Origin of the sequence: Mycetocola saprophilus (assembly GCF_000718085.1) — a bacterium.
In the GTDB taxonomy this organism is placed as follows: Bacteria; Actinomycetota; Actinomycetes; order Actinomycetales; family Microbacteriaceae; genus Mycetocola; species Mycetocola saprophilus.
The window spans coordinates 956,236-975,269 of record NZ_JOEC01000001.1 but is presented as its reverse complement, the minus strand read 5'-3'; the positions used below and the strand labels follow the sequence as shown (position 1 = coordinate 975,269).

At 66.0% G+C, this 19,034-nt stretch carries 16 protein-coding genes and 1 tRNA gene; 5 read left to right on the top strand and 12 right to left on the bottom strand.

All coding sequences use genetic code 11. The features are described from left to right. Positions 1-3 precede the first annotated feature (3 nt). The gene (gene aceE, locus IE92_RS0104275) at positions 4-2,730 is read right to left on the bottom strand and encodes a pyruvate dehydrogenase (acetyl-transferring), homodimeric type (RefSeq protein WP_030143637.1); all 2,727 of its coding nucleotides are present in this window, start codon (positions 2,728-2,730) and stop codon (positions 4-6) included. Positions 2,731-2,926: 196 nt separating this feature from the next. Here aceE and IE92_RS0104270 point away from each other — a divergent pair, with 196 nt between their 5' ends. After that, positions 2,927-3,385, top strand: coding sequence for a peroxiredoxin (locus IE92_RS0104270; protein ID WP_030143636.1), 459 nt, complete (start codon positions 2,927-2,929; stop codon positions 3,383-3,385). Positions 3,386-3,535: 150 nt separating this feature from the next. Then, positions 3,536-3,608: transfer RNA gene (locus tag IE92_RS0104265), tRNA-Val, on the top strand. A gap of 145 nt (positions 3,609-3,753) precedes the next feature. Here IE92_RS0104265 and IE92_RS18160 read toward each other — a convergent pair. The 5 genes from IE92_RS18160 to IE92_RS0104240 all read right to left on the bottom strand — a co-directional run bounded on the left by IE92_RS18160 (position 3,754) and on the right by IE92_RS0104240 (position 11,038). After that, entirely contained in the window at positions 3,754-4,353 is a 600-nt protein-coding gene (locus IE92_RS18160) for a hypothetical protein (protein ID WP_030143635.1), read from the bottom strand. Positions 4,354-4,592: 239 nt separating this feature from the next. Further along, positions 4,593-7,724, bottom strand: coding sequence for a glycoside hydrolase family 2 TIM barrel-domain containing protein (locus tag IE92_RS0104255; protein WP_081864066.1), 3,132 nt, complete (start codon positions 7,722-7,724; stop codon positions 4,593-4,595). Positions 7,725-7,827: 103 nt separating this feature from the next. Continuing rightward, positions 7,828-8,751: a carbohydrate ABC transporter permease gene (locus tag IE92_RS0104250; protein ID WP_030143633.1), complete on the bottom strand. Its 924-nt coding sequence runs from the start codon at positions 8,749-8,751 to the stop codon at positions 7,828-7,830. Continuing rightward, the gene (locus IE92_RS0104245; RefSeq protein WP_030143632.1) at positions 8,748-9,701 is read right to left on the bottom strand and encodes a carbohydrate ABC transporter permease; all 954 of its coding nucleotides are present in this window, start codon (positions 9,699-9,701) and stop codon (positions 8,748-8,750) included. Before IE92_RS0104245 ends, IE92_RS0104250 begins: the two co-directional genes overlap by 4 nt. Then, positions 9,701-11,038 carry an extracellular solute-binding protein gene (locus IE92_RS0104240; RefSeq protein ID WP_030143631.1) on the bottom strand — a complete coding sequence of 446 codons (1,338 nt, stop codon included), beginning with the start codon at positions 11,036-11,038 and terminating at the stop codon, positions 9,701-9,703. Before IE92_RS0104240 ends, IE92_RS0104245 begins: the two co-directional genes overlap by 1 nt. 135 nt (positions 11,039-11,173) lie before the next feature. Here IE92_RS0104240 and IE92_RS0104235 point away from each other — a divergent pair, with 135 nt between their 5' ends. After that, positions 11,174-11,791, top strand: a complete 618-nt coding sequence (locus tag IE92_RS0104235; protein ID WP_030143630.1) for a TetR/AcrR family transcriptional regulator — start codon at positions 11,174-11,176, stop codon at positions 11,789-11,791. A 56-nt stretch (positions 11,792-11,847) separates the two neighbouring features. Here the strand turns inward: IE92_RS0104235 and IE92_RS0104230 are convergent, their stop codons facing one another. After that, positions 11,848-12,492 (bottom strand): NAD(P)-dependent oxidoreductase, encoded by a 645-nt coding sequence (locus IE92_RS0104230; RefSeq protein WP_030143629.1) that lies wholly within the window; start codon positions 12,490-12,492, stop codon positions 11,848-11,850. Between the two features lie 125 nt (positions 12,493-12,617). Here IE92_RS0104230 and IE92_RS0104225 point away from each other — a divergent pair, with 125 nt between their 5' ends. Together IE92_RS0104225 and IE92_RS0104220 are read left to right on the top strand one after the other, a co-directional pair. Then, positions 12,618-12,983, top strand: coding sequence for a winged helix-turn-helix transcriptional regulator (locus tag IE92_RS0104225; RefSeq protein WP_030143628.1), 366 nt, complete (start codon positions 12,618-12,620; stop codon positions 12,981-12,983). Positions 12,984-13,059: 76 nt separating this feature from the next. Then, positions 13,060-13,656: a short chain dehydrogenase gene (locus IE92_RS0104220; protein ID WP_030143627.1), complete on the top strand. Its 597-nt coding sequence runs from the start codon at positions 13,060-13,062 to the stop codon at positions 13,654-13,656. 55 nt (positions 13,657-13,711) lie between these two features. Here IE92_RS0104220 and IE92_RS0104215 read toward each other — a convergent pair whose 3' ends face one another. From IE92_RS0104215 to IE92_RS0104195, 5 genes are read right to left on the bottom strand one after another with little or no spacing between them, the layout of a single operon-like run. After that, entirely contained in the window at positions 13,712-14,611 is a 900-nt protein-coding gene (locus tag IE92_RS0104215) for an aldose epimerase family protein (RefSeq protein WP_156027386.1), read from the bottom strand. Beyond that, positions 14,604-15,473, bottom strand: coding sequence for an NAD-dependent epimerase/dehydratase family protein (locus IE92_RS0104210; RefSeq protein ID WP_030149826.1), 870 nt, complete (start codon positions 15,471-15,473; stop codon positions 14,604-14,606). The genes IE92_RS0104215 and IE92_RS0104210 overlap by 8 nt, the downstream gene beginning before the upstream one ends. An 8-nt stretch (positions 15,474-15,481) precedes the next feature. Continuing rightward, on the bottom strand, positions 15,482-16,384 hold the full coding sequence (locus IE92_RS0104205) for a carbohydrate ABC transporter permease (RefSeq protein ID WP_211250749.1): 903 nt from the start codon (positions 16,382-16,384) through the stop codon (positions 15,482-15,484). Then, positions 16,384-17,529, bottom strand: a complete 1,146-nt coding sequence (locus tag IE92_RS0104200; RefSeq protein ID WP_211250748.1) for a carbohydrate ABC transporter permease — start codon at positions 17,527-17,529, stop codon at positions 16,384-16,386. Before IE92_RS0104200 ends, IE92_RS0104205 begins: the two co-directional genes overlap by 1 nt. Positions 17,530-17,532: 3 nt before the next feature. After that, positions 17,533-18,921 (bottom strand): ABC transporter substrate-binding protein, encoded by a 1,389-nt coding sequence (locus IE92_RS0104195; protein WP_081864068.1) that lies wholly within the window; start codon positions 18,919-18,921, stop codon positions 17,533-17,535. Positions 18,922-19,034: the final 113 nt, after the last annotated feature.

Here is a 19,034-nt window from a genome sequence, read left to right as displayed (position 1 = left end):
CGCCTAGGCGTCGCCGCCGGCGTTACCGGTGGTACCGGCGTTGACATCCAGCAGACGGTAGCGCTCAATCGCCTGGCCGACAACGGCCCGGTCGATCTTGCCCTGCTTCGCCAGCTGCTCCAGGGTGCGCACAACCAGCGAGTGGCTGTCGATCTTGAAGTAGCGACGGGCAGCCGCACGGGTGTCCGAGAAGCCGAAGTCGTCGGCGCCCAGGGTGGCGTAGTCACCCGGGACGAACTGACGGATCTGGTCGGCAACGGCGTGCATGTAGTCGCTGGTGGCCACGAACGGACCCTCGGCTCCGGAGAGCTTGGTGGTCAGGTAGGGAACCTGGGGCTCCTCGTTCGGGTAGAGGAAGTTGTGCTCCTCGACCGCGAGACCCTCGCGACGCAGCTCCGACCACGAGGTGACCGACCAGACATCGGCGGACACACCCCAGTCGGTGGCGAGCAGCTCCTGAGCCTCGAGAGCCCAGGGGACCGCCACACCGGAGGCGAGCAGCTGAGCCTTGACTCCGCCTTCGCCGCCATCGCGCAGCTTGTAGATACCCTTCAGCAGGCCATCCACGTCCAGGTTCTCCGGCTCGGCCGGCTGCACGTAGGGCTCGTTGTACACGGTGACGTAGTACATGACGTTGGGGTCTTCGTGGTTTCCGCCGTACATACGGTCCAGGCCATCGCGAACGATGTGGCCGATCTCGTATCCGTAGGCGGGGTCGTAGGACACCACGGCCGGGTTGGTCGACGCGAGCAGCGGCGAGTGACCATCGGCGTGCTGCAGGCCCTCACCGGTCAGGGTGGTACGACCGGCGGTAGCACCCACGATGAATCCGCGAGCCATCGAGTCGCCGGCGGCCCAGATGGCGTCGGCGGTGCGCTGGAATCCGAACATCGAGTAGAACACGTAGAACGGGATCAGAGCCTCGCCCTGAACCGAGTAGGTGGTACCCAGTCCGGTGAAGGCGGCCAGTGCGCCGGCCTCGTTGATACCCACGTGCACGATCTGACCCTGCGGGGACTCCTTGTAGGCGAGCAGCAGCTCGCGGTCCACGGAGGTGTAGTGCTGACCGTTGGGGTTGTAGATCTTTGCCGACGGGAAGAAGGCATCCATACCGAAGGTACGGGCCTCGTCCGGGATGATCGGGACGATGCGGTTGCCGAAGTCCTTGGAGCGCAGCAGGTCCTTGAGCAGTCGAACAAACGCCATGGTGGTGGCGATCTCCTGCTTGCCCGAACCCTTCTTGGCGATGCGGTAGGCATCGTCCTGGGGCAGGTTCAGCTGGGTGTACTTGCTGCGACGCTCGGGCAGGTAGCCGCCCAGCGCGCGACGACGCTCGTGCAGGTACTCGATCGCCTCGTTGTCGTTACCGGGGTGGTAGTACGGCGGCTGGTAGGGGTTTTCCTCGAGCACCGCGTCGGTGATCGGGATCTGCATGGCGTCACGGAAGAGCTTGAGGTCTTCCAGCGTCAGCTTCTTCATCTGGTGGGTCGCGTTGCGGCCCTCGAAGGTCGGGCCGAGGCCGTAACCCTTGACGGTCTTGGTGAGGATCACGGTGGGCTGACCCTTGTGCTCGCTCGCCGCCTTGAATGCCGCGTAGACCTTGCGGTAGTCGTGGCCACCGCGCTTGAGGCCCCAGATCTGGTCGTCGGAGTAGTTCTCCACCAGCGCCGCGGTCCGCGGGTCACGGCCGAAGAAGTGCTCGCGCACAAACGCGCCGGACTCGGCCTTATAGGTCTGGTAGTCACCGTCGGGAGTCTCGTTCATGAGGTTGACGAGGGCGCCCTCGGCGTCCCGGGCCAGCAGGTCATCCCACTCGCGTCCCCAGACAACCTTGATGACGTTCCAGCCGGCGCCACGGAAGTAGCTCTCCAGCTCCTGCATGATCTTGCCGTTACCGCGCACCGGTCCATCCAGGCGCTGCAGGTTGCAGTTGATCACGAAGTTGAGGTTGTCGAGGCCCTCGTTTGCCGCAACCTGCAGCTGACCGCGGCTCTCGACCTCGTCCATCTCACCGTCGCCGAGGAAGGCCCAGACCTGCTGGTCGGAGGCGTCCTTGATTCCGCGGTTGGTCAGGTACTTATTGGCCTGTGCCTGGTAGATCGCGTTGATCGGTCCCAGACCCATCGACACGGTCGGGAACTGCCAGAAGTCCGGCATCAGACGCGGGTGCGGGTAGGAGCTCAGGCCCCCACCGGCGTGCGACTTTTCCTGACGGAAGCCATCCAGCTGATCGGTGGTCAGGCGGCCCTCGAGGAACGCACGTGCGTACGCGCCGGGGGAGGCGTGGCCCTGGTAGAAGATCTGGTCTCCGCCGCCGGCGTGGTCCTGGCCGCGGAAGAAGTGGTTGAAGCCCACCTCATACAGGGTTGCGGCACCCGCGTAGGTGGAGATGTGTCCGCCGACACCGATGCCGGGGCGCTGGGCCCGGTGCACGGTCATCGCGGCGTTCCAGCGGTTCCACGCTCGGTAGCGGCGCTCGATGGCCTCATCACCCGGGTATTCGGGTTCGTTGGCCGGAGCAATCGTGTTGATGTAGTCCGTGGTCGGAACCATCGGGACACCCAGCTGGAGGTCGCGGGAGCGCTTCAACAAGCTCATCATCATGTCACGTCCGCGGGCCGGGCCCTGGGTGTGAACGAGCTGGTCGAGGGACTCCTGCCACTCGGCGGTTTCTTCCGGATCGACGTCAAAGTTGTTGACGGAGTACGGGTCCTGGTCGTTTACAGTCACCGTCGACCTTTCTTTTCATGGCAGATCGTGCCGAACATTTAGTGGGTTTTAGCGCGCGCAGCATTTGGGATACAAAGGTTGTGCACGTTTCCTCCAAGCCTACCGACCCGGAGGGCATTAACGTGATTCGCCCGGCAGGTTTTTTATGCTCGGGTAGTGTGAACGTAGAGTTTCCGCGGCGAACAGAGGGAAAAAGATGCGCAAAATTGGGTCTCCGGCACCGGACTTTGATCTGCGGAACCAGTTTGGCGAAGAGATTCGGCTGAGTGCATTCCGCGACACCCGTCCCGTGGTGCTGGTTTTTGTGCCGCTGGCCTTTTCCGGGGTGTGCACGGGGGAGCTGGATGCGCTGCGCGATAACCTGGCCGATTTTGCCGCCGTGAACGCCGAGCTGCTCGTGGTGACCGTGGATTCCAAGTGGGCGCTGCGTACCTGGGCAGATGGTGCCGGCTACACCTTCTCCCTGCTCTCGGACTTCTGGCCGCACGGGGAGATCGCCTCGGCCTACGGGGTGTTTGATCAGTCCCGCGGCGTGGCCGAACGCGCGACCTTTGTGATCGGCACCGACGGCGTCATTCGCGACGCGTTCATCACGGGCCCGGGGGAGCCGCGGGCGATCGAGCGCTATCGTGAGGCGCTGGCACAGCTGGGATAGCGGGCGGCGCGTACCCGCGGTCGCCTCGTGGCTTGGGTTCCGCTTGGAGTTTGCCCGGGAGATGCGATGACGGCGCGCCCGGGCCGGGGCCCGAATTGCCACCGGGCCCCGGGATCCTGCTATTGTAAATCTTGTTGCTACGGCAACGAAGGGCCTTTAGCTCAGCTGGTAGAGCGCCACGTTTACACCGTGGATGTCATCGGTTCGATCCCGGTAGGGCCCACAAACAAGACCGCCACCCAAGAAATTGGGTGGCGGTCTTTTTGGTTGTGCGCTCTTTGGTCAGACCTCGGCGCACTCACATATAAAACGGCGGGGCAGCCATTCGAGGAAACGAATGACTGCCCCGCAGTGTGGTGAGCCAGTGGCTACCAGGTGGCGTGCACGGCGCCGGGGGAACCGCGGTGGGCGGTGTCGGTGTCGACCTGGTCCATGATGCCGTCGTGGTCGATGTCCACGCCGGGACTGAGGAATCCGGCCCCGAGGATGTCGAGGTCGGCGTTGCCCACGAGGTACATGTCGTAGTCCAGGCGGTTGCTCTGCAGGTCGATGAAGTCGGGCTTATCGTCGCCGTCGGTGTTCTTTAGGGTGTCCGACTTATCGTTGACCTGCTGGCATCCCGCGGGAGTGGGCGTGGGTGTCGGGGTCGGAGTGGGGTCATTCGGCGGGGTGGGCGAGGTGCTCGGGATGGCCGAGGGGGTGAGCGACGGAGACGGCGTCGCCGAAGCCGATGCCGGGGTGGGTGCACTCGCCGAGGCGCAGGGAACCGCTCCCGACGCGGCCGTGGCGGGCGGCGCCGATTGGGTGGCCAACCCCAGGGCCAGAAGCAGCGGCAGCGCGATGAGGGCCGCACGTCCCGACCTGGTGTGTCGTGCACGCAGAGCGAGGTAGAGGCCAAGGCCTAGTACCACAAGTGCCGCGATCAGCAGCGGCCAGGAGTCGAAGCCGGTATTAGCTAGACAGTCCATGATGTGTACTTTCTCAAAGGGTCAACAAAAACTTCGTCCTCTTCCCGAGTGTTTCTGGGGGGGGATCCGTTAACGCCATCGATGAGTTGAAGTAGTCGGAGACCATGCTCCCCTGGTCGCCCGCACAACCAAATCGCTGACAATGGAGAATAAGTGTTATCTGGCCGAGACGTGCGTCGGAGTCTCGGGCCGCACGCGCCCGGGCCAATTCGATGGGGGACCCGGACGCGTGCGGGGCTTTATGACGCCGGGCGGAGGATCACGCGGATGGTGCGAGCCTCGGCACGGAGCGCAAACTCCGGCCAGATATCCGGGCCGCAGGCGCGCGATCCGATCCCCGAGTGCGCGGCATCCAGGGTCAGGAACACCCGGTTGGATTCGGGAAGCTCGTGCCAGTGCGCTGCCCGGGCCAGCTCCTCGGCGCTCCAGCGGGAGAGTCCAAACCCCGGCAGGCGACCCGCCGCATCCGGAAGCGTGGTCAGGTGGAGCCACGGGACGCCGGCGCGCGAGAGGGTGAGGGTGCGCAGATCCGAACGGTGCCCGCTCTCCTGCGGGCGGGCGTAGCGTACCGTCAACTCGTCCAGCGGTGCCTCGAACGTGCCAACCCGGGCGGCGGTGCGGGTGTCCGGGTAGGACTCCAGCGGGCCGGTGCCGAACCAGCGCGCGTGATCCACATCACCGGGGAGCTCGAGGCGCACCCCGATCCGGGGCAGGGTCAGGTCCCAGGACGAATCCGGGACGATATCCACGCTCAGCAGTACCGCATCCGGCTCACCGGGCACGCGCTCCCACCGGGTTTCCATCCGCATCCCCTCGGGGGAGGAGGGTGCGGCATAGCGTTCCAGGAGTCTTGCGGCATCGGGGGTGTGGGCGCTGCCCACACGGCGAGCGCGCAGCAGGTGCAGCCGATGGGCCTCCCAGGTGGCCGCATGCGGCGGCGCCTCGATCCCGTGGCCTCGGTCGAGCGTGGGGTCGGCGCCGTCGAGGCTGCCCTGGCTCTGCCCGCGATCGTTATCCGTGGGTGCGCGGAACAGCGAGAGGGTCGGGCCGGACACCGCGGCACCGGCGAGCGCGCTCAGGCGTCCCTCGGTCAGGATTGCCGGGCCGATGTTCGCGGTGGGTGCCGCGGCATCCTGCCATCCGATGATGTGTGCACCGGGGGCCGGAGGCAACGGTGCACCCAGGCGCGTCTGACTGCGCGCGACCACGTGCCCGGCCGGCGCCCAAGCCGTCTCGGCTCGCAGCTCCACGTCCACACCCAGCCAGTGCTCGGTGCCCGGCGCCTCGGCACCCATCTCCGCGATCGCCGCGAGGAGTTCGGGTGGCGCGAGGGCCGCCCAGGTTTCCCCGGCGCTCACCGGCGGGAGTGGCCAGGCGCCACCGTCCCGCTCGATTCCGTCCGAGGAGAGCGTCCAGCGCAGCAGCAGGTCCGCGGTGTCCAGGGTATGGCGGCGGTTGGTCAGGGTGAGGGAGGTGCCGTCGGGGGCGATGTCGACCCGCACCGGGGCAACCACCGACGCGTACTCGTACAGCCCCGGGGAGGGGATATCGTCGCTGGAGATCATCCCATCCATCACGAAGTTGCCGTCGTGGACCTCCTCGCCGAAGTCGCCGCCGTACCCAAAGTACTCGGTGCCCTCGGGCGTGTGGGTGCGCAGGCCGTGATCCCGCCACTCCCAGACGAAACCGCCGTGCAGGCGGGGGAAGTCCCGAACCAGGTCCTCGTACTGATCGATCGCGCCGGGCCCATTGCCCATCGCGTGCACGTACTCGCAGTGCAGGAACGGCTTGGCGCGCTGCCGGGCCGCCTCGATCGGGGTGCAGCCGAGGAGCTCGCTCGTGCTGCCGTCACCGATCGATCGGGTCTCCGGGACCGAGGCGTACATTCGCGAGTACACATCGGTGTAGCGTCCGGTGTAGTCGCCCTCATAGTGCACGGGGCGCGAGGGATCGCGATGGTGCAGCCAGGTCGACATCTCGGCCAGATTCGCCCCGGTTCCCGCTTCGTTACCCAGGGACCACATGATGATGCTGGCATGGTTTTTATCGCGTTCGAACATGCGTTCGATACGATCCAGGTAGGCTTCGCGCCAGGCCGGATCGTCACTCGGGTTGTTCCGCCAGCCGGCGAGTTCAAACCCGTGGGTCTCCAGGTCATTTTCCAGCATGACCCACAGACCCAGCTCGTCGGCCAGGTCCAGCAGGCGCGGGTGCGGGGGATAGTGGCTGGTGCGGATCGCGTTGACGTTGAAGCGCTTCATCCGGATCAGATCCGCCCGCGCATGCGCCTCGTCGAATACCCGGCCACGATCGGGGTGGGCCTCGTGTCGGTTCATACCGTGGAAAACCAGGCGGGTGCCGTTGGCCAGGAGCCGGTCGCCGCGGATCTCCACCGTGCGGAACCCGATGCGCTGGGCGATTGTCTCCCCGCGTGCCGAGAGCACCGCCGTATACAGGGTCGGGGATTCGGCCGACCAGGCCGCGGCGGGCACGGAAACCGGCGCGATCTCCTTTGCCGTGTTCCAGGTGATCGCCAGGTTGAGCTCGGGGATGCTGAGGTTGATCGGGAAGGCCGTAGCCTCCGCCCGAATCTCGGGGGTGAGCGTGCCGATGCCCTCGCGCCAGGCGGTGTTCAGCCAGAGGTCTTCGATGCCGCCGACGGGGCGGGCGATCAGGGTCACATCGCGGAAGATACCCGGCAGCCACCACTGGTCCTGGTCCTCGAGGTAGCTCGCCGCCGACCACTGGTGCACCCGCACCGCCAGCGTGTTTTCTCCCGCGGTCACCAGGTCCGTCACGTCGAGCTCGTGGGCCAGCCGCGATCCCGAGAAGTGTCCCACCTCGCTGCCGTTCCACCACACTCGGGCCAGGGACTCCACCCCGTCAAAGCGGAGGATGATCGCCTCGGTTGCCGAGCGATCCAGGTAGGACTCGGGCACGTCCACACGCAGCCGATAGTCCCCGGTCGGATTCTCATCCGGGACAAACGGGGCATCCAGCGGGAAGGGATACTGCACGTTGGTGTAGATCGGGGCGCCGTGCGGGCGCTCGCCGAGGACCCAGTGCCCGGGAACGGCGATCCGATCCCAGCCCGAGGTGTCCGTCTCGGGCCGGGCGAAGGCATCCACGTGCTCGCCGCGGGGATCGGCCGTGGGCAGCAGGCGGAAGGCCCACCGCCCGTTCAGGCTGATGCTCGGGGCGTCGGAGTGGAGCCAGGCGCGGGCGGGGCGGACGCGTCCGCCGAAGGGGGCGCGGTTGGAGACGAGGGCGTGTCCGCTGACAGGAGTGGTGGTGTTGCTCGGAGTGCTGGGCTGGCCCGGGGTGGTGAACCGGGCCGGGGTGGACGGCTGGCCTGGGGTGGTGGATGTCATGGGGTGCTCCTTGGCTGGGGCGAGTGCGGGTCGAGGGTGTCTGTGTGCTGAGGTCGTCTGTGTACTGAGGGCGTTTGTGGAGGAAACGAGGGATCGGGGCAGGCTATTTGATCGACCCCTCGGTCAGGCCCCCACGCCAGAAGCGCTGCAACACAACCATGGCGATGGCCAGCGGGATGATCGAGAGCAGCACCCCGGCGGTGGTCAGCTCGTAAAACTCCGGCAGCCGGGTGATCTGCGAGTTCCAGTTCTGCAGGCCCAGCGTGACCGGGTAGAGCTTCTCATCGGAGAGCATCACCAGCGGAAGGAAGTAGTTGTTCCAGATCCCGACCAGCTGGAACAGGAACACCGTCACCAGCGCCGGGGTCAGGATGCGCAATCCCACGGTATGGAAGATGCGCAACTCCCCGGCCCCGTCCAGGCGTGCCGCCTCGATCAGTCCGTCATCGATCGTGGTGCGGGCATAGACCTGGCAGAGGAAAAGACCAAACGGGGAAACCAGCGAGGGCAGCAGGACGGCCCAGTACGTGTTGGAGAGCCCGATCGAGCTGAACAGCAGAAACAGCGGCAGCGCGGTTGCCGTACCCGGCACTAGCACGCCGCCCAGAATTGCCGCGTAGATGGTGTCCCGGCCGCGGAAGGAATACTTTGCCAGCGCGTATCCGCCGGCGGCGGCAACATAGGTGGCGATAATCGCCCCCACCCCGGCATACAGCACCGAGTTCAGCAGCCACCGGCCAAAGATCCCCTCGCCGTAGCCGAAGACCCGGGTGATGTTGTCCCAGAGGGCCACATGGCCCGAAAACAGCAGGCCCGGGGTGGCAAACAGGTCGCTGCTGGTTTTGCTGGCGGCCACGACCACCCAGTACACCGGCACCAGGAAGTAGAGCGCCACCACCACCAGGATTCCGGTGACCAGAATGGTGCGAGCCGGATGAGTGCCCGGGGTGCGTGGGCGTCGGGGAGCGGGTGCCGCGGGACGGGCGGCGGCACCGGAGGCGCGGCGGGTGAGCGGTGTGGCGGTCATTTTGAACCCCGATTCGAGAGGCGCAGGAAGGTGAAGGACAGGGCAAACGCGATCAGGGCGATCAGCACCGCCTGGGCCGCGGCCACGTTGTAGTTGTTATACGCGAAGGCATTGGTATAGGCGGCGAGGTTGGGGGTGTAGCCGCTGTCGATCGCGGTGGAGGACGTTGCCAGTACCTGCGGTTCGGCGAAGAGCTGCAGGGTTCCGATGATCGAAAACACGGTGGTGAGCATCAGGGCCGGACGGATAAGCGGGAGCTGGATACTCCGGGCGATCCGCACCGGACCGGCACCGTCGAGTTTCGCGGCCTCGTAAATGTCCCCGGGGATCGACTTCAGCTGGGCGATCACAATCAGCATGTTGTAGCCGGTGTAGGTCCAGGTGACGATGTTGGCAATCGACCACAGCACCATGCCCGACCCCAGCGGGTCCACCTCGATCCCCACAATCTTGGCGGCATCGATCAGCGGGCTGAGCCCCGGCGTATAGAGGAAGGACCACAGGATCGTCGCGATCACGCCGGGAATTCCATACGGCAGGAAAAACGCCGCCCGAAAAACCCCGGGCCAGCGCGCCGAGGCGGATTCCAGCAGCAGCGCCAGGAGCGTACACAGCGCGATCATGACCGGTACCTGGACGATCCCAAACAGTATCATCCGCCCAATCGAGGTGATGAAGTTAGCGTCACCGAGGGCCTGGGCATAGTTGTTGAACCCGGCAAACACGGTGCTCACCCCCTCCTCGCCGAAGAGGCCGCGCCGCTCGACCCGCTGGAAGCTGGACACGATTGCCATCAGGATCGGCAGGGCAAAGGTGAGGATAAACAGCGCCAGGAACGGCCCGATCAGCAGCCACGGCGCCGCCTGGGTGGACCGTTGGGGATTCCCGCGGCGGCGAGATGCGGCCCGTGCGGCTGGTGCGGGAGTGACGGTGTGGGTGTGTGTGGACATCAGCGGGCCGCCTTCGTGATCGTGAGGCCCTTGTTTTTCATGGCCATGATGATCTGATTTTCGGCGTTGCGCAGCCCGTCCACCAGGCTCTGCCCGCCGGCCTTCTTCCGGAACTCGTCGGCCAGGATGTTGTAAGACTGGAAGGTGAGCGGCCACCATTCCCAGTCCGGGTTCTGATCGGCGGCGGCCGGCCGCATGATCTCCTCGTTATAGTTCTGCCCATCAAAAAACGGCACCGGCTGGGTTCGCGCCGCACCGATGTAGTCGGGGGTGGGGGACCAGCCGATCCCGGAGGCAATCTCCGCGTCGATGCCCTCCCGGGAGGAGGTGAGCCAGGTGGCAAACCGCAGCGCCTCATGCGGGTGCTCGGAGTGCGCTAGTACCGCGACGGTGGATCCGCCCAGCGCGCTTGATCCAAACCCCCGGTTAGCCCAGCGCTGCATCGGTGCCACCCGCCATTTTCCCGCTCCGCCGTGCACATCGGCGAGGATGGAGTCGGCCCAGCTGGCGCTGGTCAGGCTGGCGATCTGATCCTTGGCGGCCGCCGCAGACCAGGGCGGGGAGAAGGCACCATACCCGGTGATCAGCAGATCACGGTCCAGGGCCGAATCAAAAAACCGTGCCACCTCCAGGGTGGCTTCATCCAGCAGGTTGATCTCCCAGCCGCCCGCACCTCGGGTGAACCAGCGCGCCCCGGCCTGGGTCGCGAAGGCGGCAAAGGGGCCCGCGTCGGAGAGGGAGAAGCAGTCGATCCACGCCTTGGCTTTGCGCAGCTCCACCGCGATGTCCGCCCACTGGTCCCAGGTGGTGGGCGCATCGGCCCCCACCCGGTCGAACAGCGGCCGATGGTAGTAGAGAGCCATCGGGCCCGAGTCCTGGGGAATCCCATAGACGCCGTCGAGATAGCTGACCTGACCCCAGAGCGTGGGGTCATAGCGCGAGCTCAGGGTGTCGGCACCATAGTCGGAGAGGTTGGTGAGTCCGCCGGCCAGCAGAAACTCGGGGATGGTGCGCAGCTCGACGTGAGCGAGATCGGGCCCACCACCGGCGGCGAGGGCCGCGTACATCTTCTGATAGCCGCCGGAGTTGCCCTGCGGAATCGGCACCACGTTGACGCGGATGTCGGGATTGTCCCGGTTCCACATGTTGGCCACCTGCTGCATATCCTTGAGCCAGGTCCAGTAGGTCAGGGTGACGCGTTCGCCGGCACGGGCGGCGGGTTTGAGGGTGGCGGCACCGGGTCGGGTGAGCGCCGGGGAGGCGCACCCCGCCAGAAGGGCCGCGCTCAACCCGGCCACGCCGTAGCCGAGGAGTTGCCTGCGGGTGAGTCCTACCATGGTGCCTCCACATCGTCGTGGGTTGGGGTCGAATGGGGTATCCAATTCGGGGGATGCAGCGAGACTAACACTAAAACCGAGCGTACACACGGTTTTGGTTCAAAAAACTTTTGCGAGGGCTGTACCATGGGGGTCATGACTGTCCCGAAGAAGCGTGGTCCGCGCGGCCCGTACGCCAAGAGTGCCGAGCGACGCAATCAGATTCTGGCCGCCGCCGCCTGGGTATTCACCGCGCGCGGGTATCGTTCCGGCAGCCTCCAGGAGATCGCGGATCGTGCGGAGATGGGGCAGTCCAGCCTCCTGCACCACTTTCCCACGAAGGAGGCCCTTCTGCGTGCAGTGCTGCACGATCGTGATGAGCGCGGCGACGACCTGGTGGGCGACTCGGACATCGTGACCATGGTGGTGGATCTTGCCCGCGCCAATGAGGACAATCCCGACCCCGTCGCCCTCTACGCGGTCCTGGTGGGGGAGGCGACCACCCACGATCACCCGGCGCGCGAATACTTCCGCGACCGCTTCGTCCGGGTGCGCGACCGCTATGCGCGGGCGCTGCGTCGCCATGCCGCCGCCGGCGAGCTGCGCCCGGGCGTGGACCCCGAGCTCGCGGCGACCGCCCTGGTGGCGCTGTGGGATGGCATCCAGCAGGAGTGGCTGATCGAGGTCCCCGGGGCCAGCGTGCCCGAGACCATGCGTGCATTCCTCGCGCTGCTCTTTACCGACGAGGCGCTGCCGGACTCGCTGCGCGCCTAGGTTGGACCATATGCAAACGCACCCCGGAATCCCGGGGTGCGTTTGTGTTTTCGTGCCTAGTAGGCGACGGTGAAGCGGGCGCGCTTGTGGGTGGGGGTGACAATCTCGTCCACGATCGCCTGGGCGAAGTCGGCACCGGAGATCTCCGACTTGCCGTCCGCGTCGACCAGCAGGATGTCGCCGCCCACGCGGAAGTTGCCAGTCTTCTCACCCTCGGCCCAGGCACCGAAGCCACCGGCCGGGCTGACATAGAACCAGTCCAGGGTCTCGGGGGTGGTGCGCAGGTGCTCCAGCGCCTCGCCCATCTCGAAGGCCTCGGGCTTGACGGCCTCGGGGAAATCGGGGGTGTCCACCACGCGCGGTCCGTCCGGGGCAACCAGGAGCGATCCGGCGCCGCCCACGACACCCACCCGCACGTTCGCGGCTTCGGCCTCGGCTGCCAGCTTCGCGATTAGCGGGGCAACCTTCCCCTCCTGTCCGCCACGCGGGGAGAGGGCAACCACGACGGCGTCGGCACCCGAGAGGGCCGAGGTCAGGGTTGCGGGATCCTGGACGTCGCCGGTCACATAGTCCACGCCCTCGATCGGAGACTCGGGCAGGCTGCGGGAGAAGGCGCGCACCGACAGTCCACGCGCAATCGCCTCGCGGGCAATGTGGGATCCGGCGTATCCGGTGCCGCCGAGGATGGAGATCTGAGTCATTGTGTGTCCTTTCAGTGTGCGTACCCCGTATTCGGCGTCGCATTAGTTACGATAAGAGAGTAAAGCGACCCTGTGAAGTAGGCACTTTGCGGTAACCATGCATTTTCGGCGAAATGAGAAGAAAAATGACGCAGTTGGCAATGGATCCCTACGATCGAAACTGCCCCACGCGCCGGCTCCTGGATCGGATCGGCGATCGCTGGACGGTGCTCATTGTCGGGGCGCTGGGCGAGGGACCGCGCCGGTTCGGGGAGATCTCGCGCCGGGTGGACGGGGTCTCGCAAAAAATGCTCACCCAGACCCTGCGCGGCCTGGAGCGCGACGGCCTGGTGCGACGCACCGTGTATGCCGAGATGCCCCCGCGGGTGGAGTACGCGCTGACCCCGGTGGGGGAAACCCTGCAGGAGCCGCTGCGCGCGCTGGAGGACTGGGCGCGCGAGCACATGGGCGGCGTGCAGGACGCCCGGGAACGGTACGACGCCGTGGCATAGTCCGGAATATCTCGGCCGCATTTCGGTTGTAATGACCACGTGCGCACAAGGCTGCACGGCAATGGAAGGAATACTGATGACGGTTTTGGTAATCGGTGCAACCGGCGAACTTGGTCGCGCTACCGTATCCGCACTGAGTGCGCACTATGATGTGTTGGGCGTCAGCCGTTCCACCGATCCCTCGGTGAATCTCACCGAACCGGAGACCCTGGACGCGCTATTTGCCAACCATGATCCGTTTGAAGCGGTGGTGGTGCTCTCGGGTGCCGTTCCATTTGCCCCGTTGGCCGAGCTGTCGCGAGAAGATTTCCAGACGGGATTCACCTCGAAGTTCCTCGGTCAGGTTGAGGCCGTGCAGCGCGGGGTGGCGCACGTGGTCGACGGGGGCTCGTTCACCCTGGTGAGCGGGATTCTCAGCGACCACCCCGTGCCGGGCTCGGCTGCGGCATCCTCCATCAACTCGGCCGTAAACGGATTTGTGGTGGGCGCTGCCCCCCAGCTGCCCCGGGGAATTCGGCTGAACGCCGTGAGCCCCACCGTGGTTACCGAGTCCGTGCGGTATCACGAAGCGTTCCGTGGTTTCGAACAGATCCCCGCGGCGCAGGTTGCCCAGTGGGTCCTGCGCTCGGTCGCCGGGGAGCAGACCGGACAGATCTTCCGCGCCGGCTGGTAAACCCGCGCCCACACAAACGGACGGCATCCCGAGCGGGGTGCCGTCCGTTTGCTGCCTAGGCCAGGGTCAGCGTGAAGGTGGTGGCGATGGTGTCGCCCGGCGCGATGACCAGCGGGCCCAGACGCTCATCCTCGGGATCGTAGGGACGCACCGAGGGCTCGACCGCCAGAACGTCTGCGATCCCATGCCAGGGGGAGCCCTGCGATGCCCGGTGCTCCTGCCAGATGAACGCATAGGGGAACAGCTCGGCATCCCACTCCAGCGTGGCGCGCAGTCCGGATACCGGATTATCCAGGACCGCACGTCCGATGGCGCCGCACGGATACGCGGCAAACGCCCCGTGGGTCTCCGGCGGCGCGGGGATGTGCAGCGGGAGCACGCTCTCGCCGAGCGTGATGCCGAGCCCCGGTCCCACCAGTGGTGGTGCAAACGCCGGGTGTTCGGCCCAGCTGATCGGCTGCGGGCGCTCGCCGAGGTTGGTTGCGCGCTGGGTGATCCGCAGTGTGGTGTCGATTAGTTCGAACACACGTTCGAGTAGTATCGGAACCGTGTCCAGCGTCACGCTCGCGTGCACCCGCGCTGCCGAGCCCTGGGCAGTGGTCGCCGCTGAAACCCGCCAGGTTTTCCAGGCTGCCTCCCCGTGGAAGGGCTGGGCGATCCCGTCCACTCTGCGCTCATCTCCGGAGTGCGGGACCAGGGTGTGCCAGCCGCCGGCATAGCGTCGGTGCCACTGCCCGTTGGACCCCGGTGCATCCGTGGGCAGGTCCGGCTCGGGCTCACGTCGGTAGAGCAGCTCGACCGGATCGCCGCCGTCTTGGGAATAGATCAGCGAGTCCAGGCGCGCCCCGATCGGATCGATTTGTGCGCCGAGCGAGTCCCGGGTGAGGGAAACCAGGGTGTGCGAATCCGGAGCCTGAGATACCCCTGTGGAGTCGAGGGCCGGCGCGCTAGGCACCGGCACGCCAGCCGTGATACTCGGTGAGGCCCAGCAGTTCTGCGGCTCGGGTGGTGTCGTAGAGTCCGCCGTATTCGCCGACCCGGTCCGGGACCGTCAGGCTCGGGAAGGCCGCCGCGACGATTTCTCGCGTGGGCCAGGGAGACATGGTGTCCGGTGCGCTGATGTTAAGCACCTCGGCCCCCTCGAAGGGCACCTCCGCCGAACGCAGAATCGCCGTCACCGCATCCCGGGTGTCCAGCCACGCCCAGAGGTCGCGACTGCCCGTTGCCGGGGACTGTGCCATCTCGTCCAGGCGGTACCGCAGGCGCTCGCCGGTGCCCACAAATGGGAAGCGCAGCGTGATGGTCGGCACCTGCCAGCGGCGGTGGGTAAACGCGGCAATCTGCTCCATGAACACCTTGGAGAGGCCGTAGGTATCCACGGCAACGATCGGATGGTCCTCATCCACCGGCAGGTAGTCCGGGGTCAGATCACGGTCGGCCCAGGCGAAGCCCACGGCCGAGGCGCTGGAGACCGCGACGATCCGGCGGACGCCGTGCTCGCCGGCTGTGCCGATCACCCGGTAGGCCGAGGACACGTTGCGCACCAGGGTGTCATGATCATCAAACTGACCGGGTGAGGGGATCGCGGCCAGGTGCAGCACCGCATAGACATCGGGCCCGGCGGCGTCAAACACCGCATCCACGACCGCCTGGTCGCGCAGGTCGCCCACCAGGGTGGCGGCCGCGCCGGGCAGTTCGAACGGGGCCTGATCTGCGGCGATCACCCGGTAGCCGGCGTCGAGGGCGGCCCGGGCGACCGGACCGCCGATCCCGCCGGCCGCACCGGTGATCACGAGGGTGGGGGAGATGGTATTCACGAAGGTTCCTAACCTTTCACGGCCCCGACGAGGCCGTTCACGAAGTAGCGCTGCAGACTGAAGAACAGGATGATGATCGGAATCACCACGATCAGGGCCGCGGCCATGAGCGTGTTGTACTGAACAGTGTCGCCCTGTTGCAGGCTTTGTAGGGCAATGGGCAGGGTGTAGCGAGTCGGATCGTTCAGCGAGACGCGGGTCAGCTGATACTCATTCCAGGTGGGGATCGCGGTGAGCAGCGCGATGGTGATCAGTGCGGGCCGCGCCAGCGGCAGGTAGATCCGCGAGAAAATGCGCAGCTCCCCGGCACCGTCCACACGGGCGGCCTCGCGCAGGTCCCCGGGGACCGCGTTGAACGCGTTTGTCAGCAGCAGGATCGCCAGCGGGGCCGATCCGTTGATGAAGGGCAGGATCAGGCCCAGGTGCGTCCCCAGAATGCCCATCTCGTTTTCCAACATCACCACCGGCAGCAGGGTGACCACGCCTGGCACAAACAGCAGCACCAGGAACAGTCGGAACAGCAGCGTCTTGCCGCGGAAGCGCAGCACCGAGAAGGCGTAGGCGGCGCAGGAGTAGATGACGATCACGCCGAGGGTCGTGGCCCCGGTGACCCAGAGGCTGTTCAGGAAATAGTCGAAGAAGTGCAGCCGATTCCAGGTGTCGATCAGGGTGTCGAGGGTGGGATTGGCCGGGATCAGGTTGTTGCCGGCGTTGACCTCCTCGGTGGTTTTGAAGGCCGCCGAGACCATATAGGCAAACGGATACAGGCTGACCACCGCGTAGAGTCCAAGCACCAGACCCACCACGGTTTTCCCGCTGAGGTTAAACAGTCGGGTGTACCAGGGTTTGGGGGTATAGGGCGAGGATGCGGGGGCTTTTCGCGCGCTGGGCGCGGGGGCGAGGTCTACCACTACTGGGCCCTCTTCTCGAGTCGTTGGTTGATCAGGGCGATCGCGAGCGCGGCGAGGAACAGCATCCAGCCGAGGGCGCTGGCCAAGCCCAGGGTGGGGGAGAGCTCGGACAGGAACGCCAGGCGGTAGGTTTCCAGGCCTAGCACGTTGGTGTGGTTGCCCGGCCCGCCGTTGGTCATGATCAGGAAGATTTGGAAGCCCTGCAGCGCATCGCGCAGGTTCAGCAGGAACACGATGCCGGTGGTGGCACGCAGCAGCGGCCAGACGATCGACGTATTGGTGCGCCACCATCCCGCGCCGTCGAGTGTGGCGGCCTCAAACACCGAGGTGTCCAGGGACTGCAAACCGGTGAGGTAGAGCAGCATGGCCACCGGGACCGCCGACCAGACCAGCACGATGATCAGCGTGGGCAGGGCGGTATCGGGGTTGCCGAGAAAGCCCTGCGGCTGGGTCAGGGACCCGAGTCCCAGCACCCTGAGCAGGCCGTTGATCGCCCCGTTGGGCTCCAGGATGTACTGCCACGCCAGGTATACGGCGATGCCGGTGGTGACGTAGGGCACAAAGTAGACCGAGCGCAGGATGCCCTGGAATCGCTTGGCCGAGTTCAGGATGATGGCCAACGGAAAGCTCACCGCGATGGTCAGCACCGGTACCGCGATACACACCCACAGGGTGTTCAGGGCCGCCGCCTGCACGCGGGGTGCATACGTCTTGCTGCCGAAGAGAAGGTCGGTGAAGTTCTGGAAGCCGACCCATTCCCAGTTGGGACTAAAGCCGTTCCAGCGGGCGAAGCTCAGCGCCAGGCCGTAGCCGATCGTATACACACCCATGATCGCAAACAGGATCAGGGCGGGGGCCACAAAGGCGTAGCCCCAGCGGGATTCGGTGCGGTTGTAGCGGATGCGGGGGCGCCGCGTCTTAGCCGGGCCCGAAGCGGAACCCCGAGCGGATTTCTGAGCGAATTTCTGCGCGGAGTTCGACGCGGCAGCCGTGGCGGATGCCGGAGTGGCGGCGAGAGCGGTGGCGTCCGTCGCGGGCGGCGACGAGGTGGCCGCCGCGGTGTGGGGGGAGTGGCGGGGACCGTTCTGGTCCCCGTCACCCCCGACCCCGCGCAGTGCGGAGTCGGGAGTAACGTGGCTGGTCATTGCTTAGCCCTTCTGGGTGACCCAGTAGGAGTCGATGAGCTCGGCCATCTTGGACCCGGTCTGCGCCGGATCGGTCTGGGCGAGCGGGGTCATGTTCATCAGCAGCGCACCCACGTCACCCGGGTCGTACTGGTTGGGACGGTAGGAGGTGTTGCCCGGGTTGTAGGTGTTGGGTCCGGCCTCGCCGAACGCCGCCATCATCGCACCGAGAACCGGGCCGACCTCCGTGGAGGGGTCCGCGCCGAGGTCAACCGGGGCGAGGTCGAGGGCGTTGGTGGAGAACTTCTTGGCGTTGTCGGGCTCGGAGACGAACTCCATGAACTTGAGCGCCGCATCCTTGTTCTTGGATGTGGAGGACAGCGAGAGTCCCGTCAGTGAGAACGGAGCCAGCGCCAGATCCTTGACCGCGCCGTCGGCGGGCGGGGGGACCGGGAAGGTCATCAGGTTCTCGGTGTCAAAACCGTTCTGGTTGAGGAAGGAGAGCGTGAAGGTGCCACCCACCAGGAACGAGGACTTGCCCTGGGCGAAGCTCAGGTCGGCCTGGTCGATGTCGAGGGTCTGCGAGCCCGGCATCCAGTACGGGGTGATCTTGTTGTACTCGCTGAGCACCTTGGTGCCGTTCTCCGAGCTCCAGTTCTTGGACTTGTCATCCGTGAACAGGGCTTCGAACGGGCCCTTGCCCAGCTGACCGAAGCCCATCGGCTGCATCAACCATTCCAGGCCGGTCGAGGGGGACTTGAGCCCGATCGTCACGCCGCCGTTGTCGGGGTTGGTCTTCTTGACTGCATCCAGGGCGGCGATGAACTCCTCCCAGGTCTTGGGGGCCTCGGTGATGCCCGCGGCGGCCAGACGCTCCTTGTTGGCATAGACGATGCCGAAGGTGCCGATGGTCAGCGGCACGCTCAGGCGCTGCCCCTCCTCGACGCCGGCGATTTTCGACCCGGTTTCCTGCGAGGACTTGAAGTCCGCCGCGGTCACGGTGCCCTCGTTGCGCACGGATTCGAGGTAGTTCTTGTCCCACTCGGGGGTGATCTTGTCCGCCAGGTTTTCCAACAGCCCGGCCGCGCCGAAGGTGAAGTCCTCGCCGCGCGAGTGGACCTCGAGCAGGTCGGGGAAGTCACCGGTCTTGGCGGCGGCCTGAGTCTTGGTGACAAACGCGTCATCCGGGGTGATCGCCTGCACCTTGACCGTGATCCCGGTCTTGGCCTTGAAATCCTCGGCGGTCTTTTCCAGGGCGGTGGCGTGGGTCTGCTTGAAGGTCCAGAGGGTCAGCGACTTTCCGTCGCCGCCTCCCGCGTTATCGCCGCTGGAGGCGCAGGCGGTGAGGGCGAGGCCAAGGGTCAGGGTTGTGGCTAAAGCCGCTGTTCGTGTGAGACTCCGATGTCTTTTCACTGTGTGGTGCCTTTCGCTGGGGGTTGGTGTTTGCCGTCGTTGGTGAACACATGACGAATCTAAATCAATTTGATAGACTGTGTCAACGCGGATTCAAAAATCCGTGTGGGACA